The organism is Acidovorax sp. FW305-C-20-28 (genome assembly GCF_058783375.1).
In genome coordinates this window covers 1-14,670 of the sequence record NZ_JBYSYM010000009.1, presented here as the reverse complement: position 1 = coordinate 14,670, position 14,670 = coordinate 1, and the positions used below count along the sequence as shown (strand labels likewise).

Here is a 14,670-nt window from a genome sequence, read left to right as displayed (position 1 = left end):
AGCTCCAAAAAGCAAAAAGCCCCTGACCGCGCGGTAGCGCATGTCAGGGGCTTTCATAGCCGGTATGTGGTCAGCAATGTTGCTGAGGTCCCGGTGCGGCGGATACCGCGCCGGTGCTGCAAATTATGGACGCGGAAAAATGGCGCGTCAACAACTTGTCACATGGCGTGCATGCCGCGCCCGCGCACCATGCAGCAAATCTATACCTTCAACAGGCGGGGACGCAGCCGCTCCCAGGCCTGCCTGGCGGCCGCCTGGTCGCCGGCCCCCGCGGCCGCTTCGATCTGCTTGGCCACCACGCTGTCGGCGCTCCATCCCAGGGTGCGCAGCACCGTGGCCAGGCTGTGCGACAGGCGCTGCAGGGCCGCGAGGTCCCCCAGGTCCAGCGCCGCATCGCCGGCCTGCAGGTCGTGCGGCAACTGCACGCGGCACTTGGCACGGTAGGCGTGGAACAAAGCTGTGTTGCCGGCGAAGTAGGTGGTGACGACATCGCCGTCGTCCGGCACGGCGGGGGCCTGCGGCAGCGCGGGCGGTTCTGCGTCCGCCAGGGCGTCCTGCACACAGGTCTGCAACTGCACCACCGAGGCCGGCTTGCGCAGCACGCGCCACACGGGCAGTGCCTCCAGCTGGGCCAGCACGGCAGCATTGATACCGGCGCTGAAGATCGCCACCTTGGCATCGCCCTGCAGGGCCGGGTCGGCCTGCAGACGCTGCAGCAGGTCAAAGCCCGACAGGCCGGGCAGCATCAGGTCGGTGATCAGCAGGCGGGCGGGCCGGGCCTGCAGCTCGGCCAGCGCGCAAGCCACATCGGCGCAGGGTACCAGCTCCACCCCCAGGTCTTCGACCGCCATGGCGACGAAGCGCGAGATGGAGGCGTCGTCCTCGACCAGGAGCACGCGCCGGTTCTTCATGCCAGGGGCTCCATGGACTGCGTGCCTGGTACCTGGAACGCTTTCACGCGCTCACCCGGCGGCCTTCAATGCCAGGTCGCTGGCCAGCAGGGCCGGCAGCTCGGCCACCAGGCGAGGCTTGTGGATCACGTTCACGCCCTGCAGCGCAAACGCATAGGGCGCACGCTGCGACTCGTCCAGCGAGGTCACGACGATCAGGCGGCTCTTGGCGAACTGCGGGTGCGAACGCAGCGTGGTGATCAGGGCCCCGCCATCGATGCCGGGCAGCAGGATGTCCACGATCAGCACGTCGGGCTGGATCTGGCCATACATGGCCAGGCCCGTGATGCCGTCGTTGGCGATGTGCAGTTGCACGCCGGGGAAATTCTGCTCTACCAGCAGCGATACGAGGTTCTGGAAATGGATGGAATCCTCGATCAGCAGGACCTGCGCAGCACCCTCACGGGCCAGCGTGGGCGCAGGCTGCGGCATGGGCGGCGCCGACGGCACCACGGCCAGGGGTGCAGGCCCGGTGAGCCCCCCCCACTCGCTGCCGGCAGGCACTGCGCCACCACCCGCTCGGCCACGCAGCCACTGCTCCACCGACTCACGCGAGATGCGCCGATGGCCGCCCGGGGTCTTCCAGGCACGCAGCTCGTTGCGATCCACCATCAGCTGCACCGAACGCACGGCCAAGCCCAGCATGCGAGCGGCCTCGAAGGTGCTCACGTGCGCTTGGCCAGACAACTCGGGTTCAGAGGATGTTTCACTTTTCATGACTTCGCCAGTTTAACGCTTTCACTGTTTGCACTACACTCTGCATTTGATAAAAATGATTTTTCTGATGAACTTCCGTCAGAAATTCGCTCCGCTGCTTCCCTACCCCGCCCCAAGACCCGGGCACGCAAGCCACCACTGCATGAAAAAGGTACTGATCGTCGAAGACCACGCCGACATCCGCAAACTGCTGCGCATGACACTGGAGTTCGACGATTTCGAGATCCACGAAGCCGCCGATGGCGCCACCGGCCTGGCGATGGCGCGTGAACATGTTCCAGACATCGTGCTCATGGATGTGATGATGCCGGGCTCCTGCTCCGGCCTGGATGTCTGCCGCATCATCAAGGCGGACCCGGCCCTGCGGCACGCCAAGGTGATCATGCTGAGCGCGCTCGGCCAGGCGCAGGACCAGCTGCAAGGCCTGCAGGCCGGTGCAGACGACTACCTGGTCAAGCCCTTTCGCACCGCCGAGGTGCTGGCCTCCATCTACCGGCTGGAAGCTGCCATGTGACGGGGCGGGCGGGCATGGCAATGCAGGCCTCGCCTGCTCCGGTGGAATTGCCGATACTCGGGGCACCCCCTGGCCCCACCCCACCACCGACGGATTGACGGATCGATGCGTGCCCTGCCCCTTCGCCCCCCGCTCCTGCCGCGCAGCCCCTTCTTGCGCCGGGCCATGCTGTTCGGCGCCGCCCTGCTGGCCGCGGTGCTCGGTGCCAGTGCCCATGCCGGCCCGGTACTGGACCGGGTAAAGGCGCGCCACAGTGTGCGCGTGTGCATCTGGCCTGACTACTATGGCGTCACCTTCCGCAACCCGCGCACACGCCAGCTGAGCGGCATCGACATCGATCTGTCGGCCGAGCTGGGCCGGGACCTGCAGATGAAGGTGGAGTACGTCGAATCCTCCTTCGCCACCCTGGTGCAGGATCTGAAGGCGGACCGCTGCGATGCAGGCATGTTCGCCATCGGCATGACGCGCGAGCGCATGGAGCACCTGAAGTTCACCCGCCCCTACCTGGCCAGCGGGATCTATGGCATCACGACCAAGAGCAACCCCGTGGTGCGGCAGTGGTCCGACATCGACAAGCCCGGTGTGCTGGTGGGCGTGCAGGCAGGCACCTTCATGGGGCCGGCCATGGCCGAATTGCTCAAGCACGCCAAGGTGGTCACGGTGACCCCGCCCGCCACGCGCGAGCGGGAGCTGGAGGGCGGCCGGGTGGACGTGTTCATGACCGACTACCCCTACAGCCGGCGCCTGCTGGACAACGCCGATTGGGCGCGGCTGGTGGCGCCGCCCCAGCCCGTGCATGTGCTGCCCTATGCCTATGCCGCCAAACCCGGGGATGAGGCCTGGCTCAAGGCCCTGGACGACTTCGTGGCACGCATCCAGCGCGACGGACGGCTCGACGCCGCCGCCAGCCGCAACGGCCTGCGCGAGATCGTGATCCGCTGAACATGGGCACCCAGGCGCCGCCCCGCTTCCAGCAGGCGCTGCGCGCCCTGGCCCGGGTGCGGCGCAGCGTCAGCGCCCTGGCACTGGCCAGCGGCCTGCTGCTCACGGTCGCGGTGGCCGTGGCCACGACGCTGGTGGGACTCGGCGACCGGGCCAACGCTTTGCGCTGGGACCAGGAAAAGGCCGAACTGTTGGCGCGCATGCTGGAGGACCAGACCACGCGCACCGTGGAGGGCGGCATCTTTGCGCTCGGGGCGCTGGCCGAGACAGCCGCCCTGCGCAAGCCCCTGGAGGAACCGGCCCAGACCGAAACGGCACTGCGCCAGGCCCTGGCCGGCACGCCCTACCTGCGCGCCATTGCGGTGGTGGACATCGGCGGCCGCGTCATCGCCAGCAGCCTCGCGGGCGAAGCCGAGCTGGTGATCAAGGTCGAGCAACTGGGGCCCGTGCCGTCCAACGGCGGCAGCACCATCGGCCCCTTCCTGCGCGGACGCGGGCTGGCCAGCCTGGCCAGGGATGCGCCAGACCTCAGCGCCCCCGGCGGCCTGGGCTTCATTCCCCTGGTGCGGGGCTATGCGGACGATGCCGGCCGGCCGCTGCAGCTGGTGGGCCTGCTCAACCCGGACTCGCTGGCCAACCGGCAGCAGCTCGCGGTGGGCGAGGAGGGTTTCGGCTCGGCCATCGCCTCCTACGACGGCGAGGTGCTGGTCAGCTCGGGCATTGCCTTGGCAGGGCGCGATCTGGCAGCGCTGCCGGTGTTCCGGGACTACCTGCCGGGCATGGAGCATGCCAGCTACGTCGGTGCCGGCATGGGCGGCGCAAGGCAGATCGTTGCGTTCCGGGCTTCCCGCACGCAACCGCTGGTCGTGGTGGTGGAGGAGAGCCATGCGATCTCCGCCAGCCGCTGGCTCAACAATTCAATGGGCTTCCTGTACGTGGGCGCGGCCGCCAGCGCCTTGCTGCTGCTGCTCACGCTGGTGGCCTGGCGCAGCCTGCGTGCGCGCGAGACGGCGCACCGGCTGGCCGACCAGGCACAGGCCCGCATCGCGCACAGCGAGCGGGAGCTGGCCGTTCTCATGCGCAGTGTGCAGGAGCTGATCTTTCGCACCGACGCGTCCGGCGTGATCACCTTCGTCAATGCGCGCTGGGCGGCCTTGAGCGGGGGCAACGAATCGGCCGCCATCGGCCGCCTGCTGCCAGAGCTGGTGGACGAACAGGACCGCAGCCAGGCGGCCCAGCTGTTCGAGCGCGGCGGACAAGGGGGAGTGCGCACCTGCCAGGCCATGATCCAGCTGGGCACAGGGCGTCGCCTGCTGTTCGACGTGGCCGTGGTACCGCTGCTGGAGCACGGCAGGGTGCTGGGCTTCGCGGGCAGTGCGGTGGACGTGACCGAGCGCTGGGCGGCGCAGCGCAACCTGCAGAACCAACTCGAGTTCCGCGACCTGATGCTGCAGATGAACCCGCTGCCGATCTCGCTGACCGACATGGACAGCCGCATCGTGCTGGTCAACCACGCCTGGGAAGAGTACCAAGGCCGCCAGCGCAAGCACGTGGTCGGCCTGCGCCTGGAAGACTTCCTGCCCATCGACGAGGCCATGGTGCATGCCCGTGCGGACCGCATGCTGCTCAGCCAGAGAGGACAGGTGCAGTTCGAGACGCGCATCCTGCATGGCGACTGCTCGCTGCGCGACACCCGCGTGACCAAGGCCGTGGTGTTCAACGCCCAGGGCGAAGCCACCGGCATCCTGTGCACGCTGATGGATGTGACCGACTTCCGCGAGGCCGAGCGCGTGACGCAGGAGGCCCGCGATGCGGCCGAGGAAGCCTCCCGCACCAAGTCGGAGTTCGTGGCCAACATGAGCCACGAGCTGCGCACGCCGCTGCAGTCCATCATCGGATTTTCCGAACTGGGCCTGCTGCGCGCCAAGGCCGACGCGCGGCTGTCCGGCATGTTCGAGGACATCCACCGCTCGGGCGAACGCATGCTCAGCCTGGTCAACGACCTGCTGGACGTGGCCAAGATCGAGAGCACCGTCGGCACCTTTCACCTGGAGCGGCTGGACCTGCGCGGCGTGATCCGCCCCGTGCTGCGCGAACTCGAGCCGCTGCTGGCCCCGGGCCGGCTGTACCTGGACGTGCGCCTGGGCGAGGTACCGCTCATCGCCAAGGTGGATCCGGTGCGCTTTCAACAGGTGGTGCGCAACATCCTGGCCAACGCCATCCGCTTCTCGCCCGAGGGATCGGCCATCCAGTTGCTGGGCCGGGTGGACAGCATCGGCCAGATCCGCCTGGCCGTGCGCGACTACGGCCCGGGCATACCGCCCGGGGAGCTCCAAAGCATCTTCGAGGCCTTCCGCCAATCGAGCAAGACCAAGGACGGTTCGGGCGGCACAGGCCTGGGCCTGGCGATCTGCCAGAAGATCGTGGAAGCCATGGGCGGGCAGATCTACGCCGAAAACGCCCCCGGGCGCGGCTCCGTGTTCCACGTCGTGTTGCCGGCGCGGGGTTCGAGCGAGACCATTTCGGCAGAACTCTAAGGCCGCTGGCCAGGCAGCCATACAGGCAGGCGGGCCGCGCCCTCCCTGAATCCACCGCCATTTCCCGCCCCTTGGCCTGTCGCGCCGCACCGCGGCTGCTCACCCCAACCCTCATGGCCACCGCCCCCCGCACCGGGGCACGCGTCCCATCGACCCCAGGAAAAGAAAAATTCGAAGTTGCAAAAATGATATTTATCATTAAAATATAGAAAATATCATTTCGATCACTTTGAAGGAGCGTGCCATGCCACCCCGTTCAGCCTCCAGCGCCCCCACCGTGGCGTCCGGGACTGCAGCCACTGCCCACGAAGCAGGTGAATACCTGGCCTTTCGGCTGGGTACCGAGTCCTACGGCATCAGCATCCTGGGCATCCAGGAAATACGGTTCTACGAGCCACCCACACGCATCGCTGGCGCCCCACCCCACGTGCTGGGCGTTCTCGACCTGCGGGGCGTGAGCGTCCCCGTCATCGACTTGCGCGTCTGCGTCGGGCTGGCGCCGACCTTCGACGCTGGCACGGTCACGGTCGTGATCAACCCCGCTGGCCGCCAGACGGTGGGCCTGGTGGTGGATTCCGTGTCGGACGTGGTGGCACTGCAGGCCGGCCAGTTCCGGCAGATGCCCTCGCTGGGCGAGCACGGCAGCACCCACCACGTCACCGGACTCGCCTCCATCACGCAAGAGGGGCTGGAACGCACCCTGTTGCTGCTGGATCTCCCCCAATTGCTCGCAGCCCATGTCGATTCAGGCAAGGGCATCTCGCTGTAACAAGAAACGAGAGATACCATGAACTTCGGCAACATGACCGTGCGCGCCAAGCTGGGCGCAGCTTTCGGGGGCCTCGCCATCCTTGTGCTGTTGGTCTCGGGCCTGTCCTGGAAGGCCCTGTCGGACGCCAACACCGCCTTCGACCACTACGTGACGGGCATCAATGCACGCGGCGATATGGCCCAGACAGTGCGTACCGCCGTGGACCGCCGCGCCATCGCCGCACGCAACCTGGTGCTGGTGACCACGCCGCAGGCGATCGCTGAGGAAAAGGCCGAAGTGGTCAAGGCGCACCAGGACGTCCAGGAGCGACTGGGCAAGCTCAAGGCCATGATCGCCGGCGCCGACGATTCCAGCGACCAGGCACGCACCCTGGTGAAGGAGATCGATGCCATCGAGGCGAAGTACGGCCCCGTGGCACTGGCCATCGTGGACCTGGCCCTCAACGGCAAGCGCGATGAGGCCATCGCCAAGATGAACGAGGAATGCCGCCCCCTGCTGGCCGCACTGATCGCCAAGACGCGCGAATACAGCCGCGTGACCGAAAAGCGCGCCCAGCAGATGATGGACGAGTCGGCCGCACGCTTTGCCCTGCAGCGCAACCTGCTGCTGGCCGCCTGTGTGGTGGCGTTCCTGGCCGCAACGCTTGCCGGCGTGCTCATCACCCGCAGCCTGACGCGCGCCCTGGGCGCCGAGCCCGCAGCACTGGGCGATGCGGCACAGCGCGTGGCCAGCGGCGACCTGAGCCCGGTGCCCGGGGCCGCTGCGGCACACGGCAGCAGCGTGCTGGCATCGCTGGCCACCATGCAGGCCAACCTGGCCGAGATCGTGGGCCAGGTGCGCGGCGCTTCGGACTCGATCGCCACCGGATCCACCCAGATCGCCACCGGCAACACCGACCTGAGCCAGCGCACCGAAGAACAGGCCAGCGCCCTGCAGCAGACGGCGGCCACGATGGAGGAGCTGGGCACCACCGTGCGCCACAACGCCGACAACGCCAGCCAGGCCAACCAGCTGGCCGTGGGGGCATCGGAAGTGGCCGTGAAGGGCGGCGAGGTCGTGAACCAGGTCGTGGGCACCATGAAGGGCATCAACGACAGCAGCAGGAAGATCGTCGACATCATCGGCGTGATCGACTCGATCGCCTTCCAGACCAACATCCTGGCGCTCAACGCCGCCGTCGAAGCGGCCCGCGCCGGCGAACAGGGCCGGGGCTTTGCCGTGGTGGCCAGCGAAGTGCGCAGCCTGGCCCAGCGCAGCGCGCAGGCCGCCAAGGAGATCAAGACCCTGATCACCGACAGCGTCACCCAGGTGGAGCAGGGTTCCGCCCTGGTGGACCAGGCGGGCCACACCATGCAGGAGATCGTGGACTCGATCCGCCGCGTGACGGACATCATGGGAGAAATCAGCGCTGCCAGCCGCGAACAGAGCACGGGTGTGGGCTCGCTGGGCCAATCGGTGGCCCAGATGGACCAGGTCACGCAGCAGAACGCCGCCCTGGTCGAGGAAAGCGCCGCCGCCGCGCAAAGCCTGCAACTGCAGGCGCAGCAACTGGTGCAGGCCGTGGCCGTGTTCCGCCTGCCCGCGCGCGATGGCATGGCTCTGACCGCCCCCGCCCCGCAGGGTACCCGTGGTGCGCCACGCAGCGCGATGCCGCAACCGGTGCCACCGTCCCGCATCTCCACGGAGCGCCGCAAGCTGCCCCGCGCAGGCAACCCCGCCATGGCCCGCATCCAGGGTTCCGGGCCCGCCGGCCAGCAGCACGCCAGGGCCGCCGCACCAGAGGCAGTCACGGCAGGCGGGGACGACAACTGGGAAAGCTTCTGACCGCGGCCTTCCCGGCCGCCCATTCAGGGGGCGCCGTGAGGGATGGTCGCGGCGTCCAGTCAGCGGGCTAGTGGAACCGATGGTGGTCCAGGGCCCAGCGCCCCAGCACCTGGTAGGCGCCACCCGAGCCCAGCCGGTTGTAGAGCAGCTGGAAGCCGTGCACCGTCCAGCACAGCGGCTCCACCGGGTGCTCGGGCACGTCGCGCGGGCTGTAGAACAGGGTCATGTGCGGCGTGATGACCGGCGCGTTGCGGGCGAAGTGCGGTTGCGGCCAGGCCGCCTGCAACGCCTCGTGCAGCGCCTGGTACAGCGCCAGGAAGCCGGCGACCCCCTCGCCCTCGCCGCACAGCACCTGCGGGCGATTGCCGCGGCGCCGGTGAAAGCTCAGAAACCGGTCAAGCCGCATGTTGAAGGCCGGCATGTCCACCCCGCTGGCGGCCCGCGCGGCCCACAGGGCCAGTGCCGGGGAAAACTCGGCATGCCAGTCCAGCGAGACCAGGGTCAGGTGCAGGCGCTCGGTGCGCACCTCGCTGCCGGAGAGTTGGTGGCGCGCGACCAGGTCGCGGCGCATGCGGTCCGCACACCACGCGGTCGCGGGGTCCGCGAGCACGGCAAAGAAGAGGTGGTGGGGCCGGGCACGCCGCTCGGGAGCAGGCTGGGGGTGCGGCCGTGATGAACGTGGCTCGGCAGGCTCCACCCCGGGCAAGGACAGCTGGTGTGGCATGGCATGGCTCCATGGACTGGTCCCCACACTAGCGCTCGCGCGCCCGCTTGTCCAGTGCGCAACGGGAACAGCTGTAACCAGGACCTGCGGGCGAACGCCCCCGGGCACCGACCAGGCTGGAAAGCCTCACTCAGTCCATGCCCGCCTTGCCGGGCGCCCAATAGGCCTTGGCAACGATGCGCGATGCCGGCACGCCGCGCGCCTTGAGCGCCTGGCGCGCCTGCTGGATCGACTGCGCCCGGCCCGTGAGCACGAAGCGCGTGCCATCGCCACGGCACTGCGACCACAGCCCGCCGATGGCCTGCAGCCGCCCAGCCTCGTCGCACCGCTCCACCAGCAGCGCGGGTGCCACGCCCAGTGCCTGCAGCACCTGGGCGGATTCGGTTCTGGACTCCACCTCGAACACGCAACGCGGCGAGGCCTTGCCGGCCATCGCCGCGCCCACCGCCGCGGCCAGGCCGAACGAGGTCTCGTCGCCATGCAGCACCACGGGCCCGGCGAGGTCGCCAAGCGCCAGCGAGCGGTGCGGCCCGAAAACCTGGCAGGCATCGCCCACCTGCACGCGGCACAGCCAGTCGCTGCCCGGCCCAGCGCCATGGGCATGGCCCAGGATGCGCGTGCACCCGCGTTCGGCATCGAAGAAGATGGGTGTGAAGGTGCGCGCCGTGAAGGGCCCCGCCACCTTGACCTGCAGCTTGTGCCCAGGGGCCCAGGGCGCGCCCTGCAGGGCCTCGCCCTCCAGGGTGATGAGCCGAAAGCGTTCTGCCACCTGCTCCACCGCAGCCACCCGGGTGCCCCGCAGCAGCAGCCGATCGAAGGTGCGCTCCAGCAGGCCCTGCCTGCGCGGCTCAGTAAAGTGCATGGCGCACCTCGTGGTCGTAGTGCGCGTCGATCTGGCCCACCTGTTCTTCGCTGACCTGCGCGCCGGCATCCCCGAGCCGCGTGAGCTCCGCCAGCATCTGCCCCACCGTGGGCAGCGCCTTGCGGTCCACCTGCGACGTGGGTGCCCAGAGCCTGGCGCGGTTCACCGCCTTGCCGCAGTGCATGAGCACCTCGCTGATGACCACCACCGTGGCGGTCTTGGGCGTGCGCCCCTGCTCCGCCAGCTCGGCCAGCAATTCGGGCGCGGTGGACACCCGGGCCTGGCCGTTGATGCGCAGGAACACCTCCAGCCCGGGAAAGAGGAACAGCATGCCCACGCGATCGTCGTGCTGCAGGTTGCGCAGCGACTCGATGCGGTTGTTGCCCGGCCAGTCGGCAAAGGCCAGGGTGTGGGCATCGAGCACCCGCACAAAGCCTGGCGGACCGCCGCGCGGCGAGGCGTCGAGCCCCTGGCCACTGCCCGTGGCCAGGCAGAAGAAGGTCGCGGCCTTCAGGTACTGTTCGTGGAAACCGATGAGGCGGTCAAGCACCGCCTTCTGGATCATCTCCGACGGGGGCGCATACAGCGCATCGAGGTCGGCGGCATCGGCCCGGGCCGCGGCCGGCTGCGCCACCAGCGCACGCAGTTGCGGGTCCCGGACTTCGAGCACATCGAACAGGCCGAGCGCGCGCAGCCCCGGGGCCAGCGCCCCGATGTCGCGCCGCGCCGCGTCGCGCTCCCCGGCTGGCGTGGCAGGGTCCTGCAGCACCCGTGCATTGGCGAGGAAGGCCCCCACCGATCCCTTGCGGACGGTGACACCCCCCGCCTCCACTTCGTTGACATGGTCCGGCAGTACATCCTGTGCGCGCATGGTCTGGCTCCTAGGGTTGCGATGGAGACAAGAATAGGACGCATTCACTTGGCGGTTGTAAACTATCCAAGCCAATCAATTGCTCGTATCCGCCATTCCACGCCCGCGCCATGTCCGACCTGAAACTCGATCCCCGGGTCATCGATGCACCCGGTGGCCCGCTGCTCATCGCGGCGGCGGGCTCGGACGACAGCGAGCGCATGTCCGAGCCGCACCAGCATGAGCGCGGCCAGCTGTTCGGCTCGCTGCGCGGGCTGATCTCGGTGAAGGTGGAAGAGGCCGTGTGGGTGGTGCCGGCCATCCATGCCGTGTGGTTGCCGCCGCACCACCGGCATTCGGCGGCATCGCACGGGCCCTTCCATGGCTGGAGCGTCTACATCGACCCAGAGGCCTGCCGGACGCTGCCCGCCACGGCCTGCACCCTGCGCACCTCGGGCCTGCTGCGCGAGGCCGTGCTGCGCGCTGCCGAATGGCCACTGGGGCCACTCGATGCGGTCCAGTCGCGCGTGGCCGGGGTGATCCTGGACGAGATCCGCAGCCTGCCCGTCGAGCCCCTGGGCCTGCCGCTGCCACGCGATGCACGCCTGCAGCGCATTGCCCGCGCCCTGATTGCCGACCCTGCGGACGCGCGCGATCTGGAGGCCTGGGCGCGCTGGGCGGCCACGAGCTCGCGCACGCTGAGCCGGCGCTTCGTGGAAGAGACGGGCTTTCACTTCACCGCCTGGCGGCAGCGCGCGCGCCTCATGCGGTCGCTGGAGATGCTGGCCGCCGGCGTGCCAGTGAACGCCATTGCACTGGACCTGGGCTATGCCACGGCCAGCGCGTTCGTCACCCTGTTCCGGCGCACCTTCGGCGAGACGCCGGCCGTGTACCGGCTGCGGCTCTAGATCTGGACCGTGAGGTACACGCCCTCGCGCCCGACCACGGGGTCGCGCGTGGGCATGAAGATGGTGCAGTCGTCGCAAGGCGAACGGATCTCCTTGCCGGAATCCGTGGCGATCAGCTCGCCCTTGGCAAAGGTCTCGAAGCCGATGACCGGCCGCGTGAAGGCGAACTGCGGCGTCTGCACCAGGTGCACCTCCAGCAGCCGAAAACGCCGTGCAGGCGCAGCGTCGGCCGGGGCCGGCAGGGCCTCGATGAGGCCGTGGTGCGCCAGAAAGCGCAGCGTCACATCGGTGGCCAGCTCGGCCGCCGAGCGGGCGAAATGCTGGCCGCACTCCACCACCACCGCGCCCTGGCTGGCGCTGGCCGGATCGCCATGGCGGCCATAGGACATCACGCCAGTACCTGGCGCGGCACCCGGCGGCATGACCAGGTGCACCAGCGGGTTGCCCACGGCCAGGGTGAGCGCGGCATTGCGCGCAAACTCCGGGTAGACCCAGAAGGGCTGCACCGGCGCGCGCGTGGAGTGGATATCGAGGATGCTGTCGGCCGCGGCCAGCACCGGGCGCAGCTCACGCGCGCGGCGCAGCTCGGGGCTGTGCTCGCTGCCGTCAAGCATCTCGGGCGACCAGATGCGGTTGAGGTTGTGCACCAGCTGGCGGTTCTCGTACGGGCGCTCGATGTCGAAGGCCTCGTAGGCCTCCACATTGGCAAAGCTCACCGTGAGCGTACCGATCTTCGGGCGCACCCCCGTGTCCAGCAGGTGCGTGGCCGCCACCATGCCGCAGATCTCGTTGCCATGGGTCAGCGCGTTGATCAGCACATGCGGGCCGGGACGGCCCGATTCGAAGCGGTGCACGTAGTCGACGCCGGTGTTGCCCCGGCGGTAGGCCGACAGGTCGCGCGGCAGCACCTCCAGGGGCGAATCGTCGAGGGCGAAGGCCGCTTGCGGGGGCATGGGCCGCTCACTCACCGCGGATGCCCAGGCGCTTGACCAGATCGCCATAGACCGCCAGGCGCTCGCCCATCATGGCGGTGAACTGGGCAGACGACAGGGCCTCGGGCGCGAGCATGCCGCGCCCGAGCAGCCCTTCCACCATCGCGGGCTGCTCGGCCACGGCGCGCACGGCCTTGTACAGCGCGGCCTGCACCTCGGGCGGCGTCTTGGCCGGGGCGGCCAGGCCGATCCACGAGGTGGCGTTGCTCAGCGGGTAGCCCAGTTCCTCGAAGGTTGGCACCTCGGGCAGCACGGCCAGGCGCTTGGGCGCAGCCACTGCCAGCGCACGCAGCTTGCCGGCCTGGATCTGCTGCAGGAAGGGGCCCAGGTTGTCGAGAGCGAACTGCACCTCGTTGGCCACCAGCGCGGTGATCATGGGGCCGCCGCCCTTATAAGGCACGTGCACCGCATCGATCTGCGTGGTGCTCTTGAACAGCTCCACGTTGAGCTGGCCCATGCTGCCCGGCCCTGCGCTGCAGTAGTTGAGCTTGCCCGGGTTGGCCTTCAGGTGCGCGATGAATTCCTTGACCGTCTTGGCCGGCACGGCCGGGTTCACCGTCAGCACATTGGGCGTGCGCGCCAGTTGGGCGATGGAGGCGAAGTCCTTGATCGGGTCGTAACCCACATTGGCCTGCGTGAGCGGGTTGGCCAGGTGCGAGCTTTGCGACGAGACCACCAGCGTGTAGCCATCGGCCTTGGCGCGTGCCACCTGGGCGCTGGCGATGGAGCCGCCCGCCCCCGCGCGGTTGTCCACCACCACCGGGGTGCCCAGAGCCTTGGCCAGCGGCTCGGCATAAAGCCGCGCGATCAGGTCCACCGAGCCCCCGGCGGGGAATGGCACCACCAGGGTGACCGGGCGGGAGGGAAAGGCCTGCGCACGGGCCGCCAAGGGCAATGCCACCGTGGCTGCAGCAAGGCCCGCACCCAGGAGTTCGCGGCGGCGCAGGGTGAAGGCAGGGGATGTGGAGTTCATGGGCTTCCTGGAGGGATGTATGAAATTTGACGGCATTCTTGCAGTTTGATTTTAATTTTGCAACAACACGCGCAAAATGGACATTGCCCCGATCTGCGCACAATCCCATGGCCATGAACCTGAACCAACGCATCGCCAGCTACGGCAAGAAGCTCACCAAGAGCGAACAGCGCCTGGTCGCCGAACTCCAGGCCCAGCACCCGCAGGGCCTGCTCGAATCGGCCACCCAGTTGGCGCGCAAGGTGAACACCAGCGCCTCCACGGTGGTGCGGCTGCTCACCAAGCTGGGCTATGCGAGCTACGCAGAGGCGCAGATGGAGGCCCGATCGGAGGTGACGGCCTTGCTCGCCACCCCGGGCACGCGGGCCGATGCTGTCATTGGCGACGACACCTCCATCCGCTCGTGCCTGGACAATGTGCTGCTGCACGACCAGCACAACCTGGCCACCACCTTTGCCGCGCTGGACGTGGTGGCCTTCGAGGCCACGGTGCGCCTGCTCACGCAGCGCAAGGCGCGCGTGCACCTGCTGGGCCAGCGCCATGGCACCCCCATTGCCGGCCACCTGGCGCTGCACCTGAACATGTGCCTGCCCGAGGTGCGCCTGATGGCGGCCACCAGCCCCCTGTTCATCGAAGACGAGATGCTCTGGCTGGGCGAGCACGACGTGCTGCTGGCCCCCACCTTCCGCCGCCATTCGCTGGCCATCACGCGTGCGGCGAAATACTTCCGGGAGCAAGGTGCCAAGGTGGTGCTCATGACCGACGACCCGACGGCGCCTGCGGTCGCCTCGGCCGACCATGTGCTGCTGGTGCGCACCTCCAGCGCCTCGCCGTTCGATTCGTACACGGCCGCGCTCTCGGTGGCCAATGCGCTCGTGATGGCCGTGGCGCAGCGCCGCAAGAAGGAGCTGGGTGCCACGCTGGAGCGCGGCGAGGCCCTGTGGGCCCGGCACTGGAAGGAAGGCAGCGCCTGACGCGCCCCCCAGCGCAACCCGCGCTACACGGCCTGCCCCAGGCGCGCCACGCCCTCGCGGATCTTCTCCACATCCGCCGTCGCAAACGACAGCCTCAGCGTCGCGTTGTCCGGGTTGGCGCAGAAGAACGG

General features: G+C 68.8%; 14 protein-coding genes. 7 read left to right on the top strand and 7 right to left on the bottom strand.

Annotated elements, in window-relative coordinates; genetic code table 11:
* Nucleotides 1-200: 200 nt before the first annotated feature.
* Together AC3WOH_RS12325 and AC3WOH_RS12320 are read right to left on the bottom strand one after the other, a co-directional pair.
* Nucleotides 201-911 (bottom strand): response regulator, encoded by a 711-nt coding sequence (locus AC3WOH_RS12325; RefSeq protein ID WP_492229627.1) that lies wholly within the window; start codon nucleotides 909-911, stop codon nucleotides 201-203.
* 51 nt (nucleotides 912-962) lie between these two features.
* Complete coding sequence (locus AC3WOH_RS12320; RefSeq protein WP_492229626.1) at nucleotides 963-1,667, bottom strand: response regulator; 705 nt, start codon at nucleotides 1,665-1,667, stop codon at nucleotides 963-965.
* 142 nt (nucleotides 1,668-1,809) lie between these two features.
* Between AC3WOH_RS12320 and AC3WOH_RS12315 the strand changes: the two genes are divergently transcribed.
* From AC3WOH_RS12315 to AC3WOH_RS12295, 5 genes are all read left to right on the top strand, one after another.
* A complete protein-coding gene (locus AC3WOH_RS12315; protein WP_492229625.1) occupies nucleotides 1,810-2,181 on the top strand; it encodes a response regulator transcription factor in 372 nt (123 codons plus the stop codon).
* A gap of 165 nt (nucleotides 2,182-2,346) precedes the next feature.
* Entirely contained in the window at nucleotides 2,347-3,123 is a 777-nt protein-coding gene (locus AC3WOH_RS12310; RefSeq protein WP_492229624.1) for an ABC transporter substrate-binding protein, read from the top strand.
* A 2-nt stretch (nucleotides 3,124-3,125) separates the two neighbouring features.
* Nucleotides 3,126-5,660 carry a sensor histidine kinase gene (locus AC3WOH_RS12305; RefSeq protein ID WP_492229623.1) on the top strand — a complete coding sequence of 845 codons (2,535 nt, stop codon included), beginning with the start codon at nucleotides 3,126-3,128 and terminating at the stop codon, nucleotides 5,658-5,660.
* A gap of 244 nt (nucleotides 5,661-5,904) precedes the next feature.
* A complete protein-coding gene (locus AC3WOH_RS12300; RefSeq protein ID WP_492229622.1) occupies nucleotides 5,905-6,429 on the top strand; it encodes a chemotaxis protein CheW in 525 nt (174 codons plus the stop codon).
* An 18-nt stretch (nucleotides 6,430-6,447) separates the two neighbouring features.
* Entirely contained in the window at nucleotides 6,448-8,256 is a 1,809-nt protein-coding gene (locus AC3WOH_RS12295; RefSeq protein ID WP_492229621.1) for a methyl-accepting chemotaxis protein, read from the top strand.
* 67 nt (nucleotides 8,257-8,323) lie between these two features.
* On the opposite strand, the gene AC3WOH_RS12290 is transcribed toward AC3WOH_RS12295, so the two are convergent.
* The 3 genes from AC3WOH_RS12290 to AC3WOH_RS12280 all read right to left on the bottom strand — a co-directional run bounded on the left by AC3WOH_RS12290 (nucleotide 8,324) and on the right by AC3WOH_RS12280 (nucleotide 10,488).
* Nucleotides 8,324-8,980, bottom strand: a complete 657-nt coding sequence (locus AC3WOH_RS12290; RefSeq protein ID WP_492229620.1) for a 2'-5' RNA ligase family protein — start codon at nucleotides 8,978-8,980, stop codon at nucleotides 8,324-8,326.
* A 130-nt stretch (nucleotides 8,981-9,110) separates the two neighbouring features.
* Complete coding sequence (locus tag AC3WOH_RS12285; protein WP_492229619.1) at nucleotides 9,111-9,842, bottom strand: siderophore-interacting protein; 732 nt, start codon at nucleotides 9,840-9,842, stop codon at nucleotides 9,111-9,113.
* Nucleotides 9,829-10,488 carry an MSMEG_1061 family FMN-dependent PPOX-type flavoprotein gene (locus AC3WOH_RS12280; protein ID WP_492229776.1) on the bottom strand — a complete coding sequence of 220 codons (660 nt, stop codon included), beginning with the start codon at nucleotides 10,486-10,488 and terminating at the stop codon, nucleotides 9,829-9,831. Before AC3WOH_RS12280 ends, AC3WOH_RS12285 begins: the two co-directional genes overlap by 14 nt.
* Before the next feature lie 335 nt (nucleotides 10,489-10,823).
* Between AC3WOH_RS12280 and AC3WOH_RS12275 the strand changes: the two genes are divergently transcribed.
* Nucleotides 10,824-11,600, top strand: coding sequence for an AraC family transcriptional regulator (locus AC3WOH_RS12275; protein ID WP_492229618.1), 777 nt, complete (start codon nucleotides 10,824-10,826; stop codon nucleotides 11,598-11,600).
* Here AC3WOH_RS12275 and AC3WOH_RS12270 read toward each other — a convergent pair.
* Together AC3WOH_RS12270 and AC3WOH_RS12265 are read right to left on the bottom strand one after the other, a co-directional pair.
* Nucleotides 11,597-12,553 (bottom strand): M14 family metallopeptidase, encoded by a 957-nt coding sequence (locus tag AC3WOH_RS12270; protein WP_492229617.1) that lies wholly within the window; start codon nucleotides 12,551-12,553, stop codon nucleotides 11,597-11,599. The genes AC3WOH_RS12275 and AC3WOH_RS12270 overlap by 4 nt on opposite strands.
* Nucleotides 12,554-12,560: 7 nt before the next feature.
* Nucleotides 12,561-13,565, bottom strand: a complete 1,005-nt coding sequence (locus AC3WOH_RS12265; protein ID WP_492229616.1) for a Bug family tripartite tricarboxylate transporter substrate binding protein — start codon at nucleotides 13,563-13,565, stop codon at nucleotides 12,561-12,563.
* Nucleotides 13,566-13,678: 113 nt separating this feature from the next.
* Between AC3WOH_RS12265 and AC3WOH_RS12260 the strand changes: the two genes are divergently transcribed.
* Nucleotides 13,679-14,539 (top strand): MurR/RpiR family transcriptional regulator, encoded by an 861-nt coding sequence (locus tag AC3WOH_RS12260; protein ID WP_492229615.1) that lies wholly within the window; start codon nucleotides 13,679-13,681, stop codon nucleotides 14,537-14,539.
* The last annotated feature ends 131 nt before the right edge of the window (nucleotides 14,540-14,670 follow it).

Coding starts and splice junctions, on each gene's coding strand:
- AC3WOH_RS12300 (WP_492229622.1), top strand. CDS start 5,905: ATGCCACCCCGTTCAGCCTCCAGCGCCCCCACCGTGGCGTCCGGGACT.
- AC3WOH_RS12320 (WP_492229626.1), bottom strand. CDS start 1,667: ATGAAAAGTGAAACATCCTCTGAACCCGAGTTGTCTGGCCAAGCGCAC.
- AC3WOH_RS12295 (WP_492229621.1), top strand. CDS start 6,448: ATGAACTTCGGCAACATGACCGTGCGCGCCAAGCTGGGCGCAGCTTTC.
- AC3WOH_RS12270 (WP_492229617.1), bottom strand. CDS start 12,553: ATGCCCCCGCAAGCGGCCTTCGCCCTCGACGATTCGCCCCTGGAGGTG.
- AC3WOH_RS12315 (WP_492229625.1), top strand. CDS start 1,810: ATGAAAAAGGTACTGATCGTCGAAGACCACGCCGACATCCGCAAACTG.
- AC3WOH_RS12290 (WP_492229620.1), bottom strand. CDS start 8,980: ATGCCACACCAGCTGTCCTTGCCCGGGGTGGAGCCTGCCGAGCCACGT.
- AC3WOH_RS12275 (WP_492229618.1), top strand. CDS start 10,824: ATGTCCGACCTGAAACTCGATCCCCGGGTCATCGATGCACCCGGTGGC.
- AC3WOH_RS12260 (WP_492229615.1), top strand. CDS start 13,679: ATGAACCTGAACCAACGCATCGCCAGCTACGGCAAGAAGCTCACCAAG.
- AC3WOH_RS12265 (WP_492229616.1), bottom strand. CDS start 13,565: ATGAACTCCACATCCCCTGCCTTCACCCTGCGCCGCCGCGAACTCCTG.
- AC3WOH_RS12310 (WP_492229624.1), top strand. CDS start 2,347: ATGCTGTTCGGCGCCGCCCTGCTGGCCGCGGTGCTCGGTGCCAGTGCC.
- AC3WOH_RS12305 (WP_492229623.1), top strand. CDS start 3,126: ATGGGCACCCAGGCGCCGCCCCGCTTCCAGCAGGCGCTGCGCGCCCTG.
- AC3WOH_RS12325 (WP_492229627.1), bottom strand. CDS start 911: ATGAAGAACCGGCGCGTGCTCCTGGTCGAGGACGACGCCTCCATCTCG.
- AC3WOH_RS12285 (WP_492229619.1), bottom strand. CDS start 9,842: ATGCACTTTACTGAGCCGCGCAGGCAGGGCCTGCTGGAGCGCACCTTC.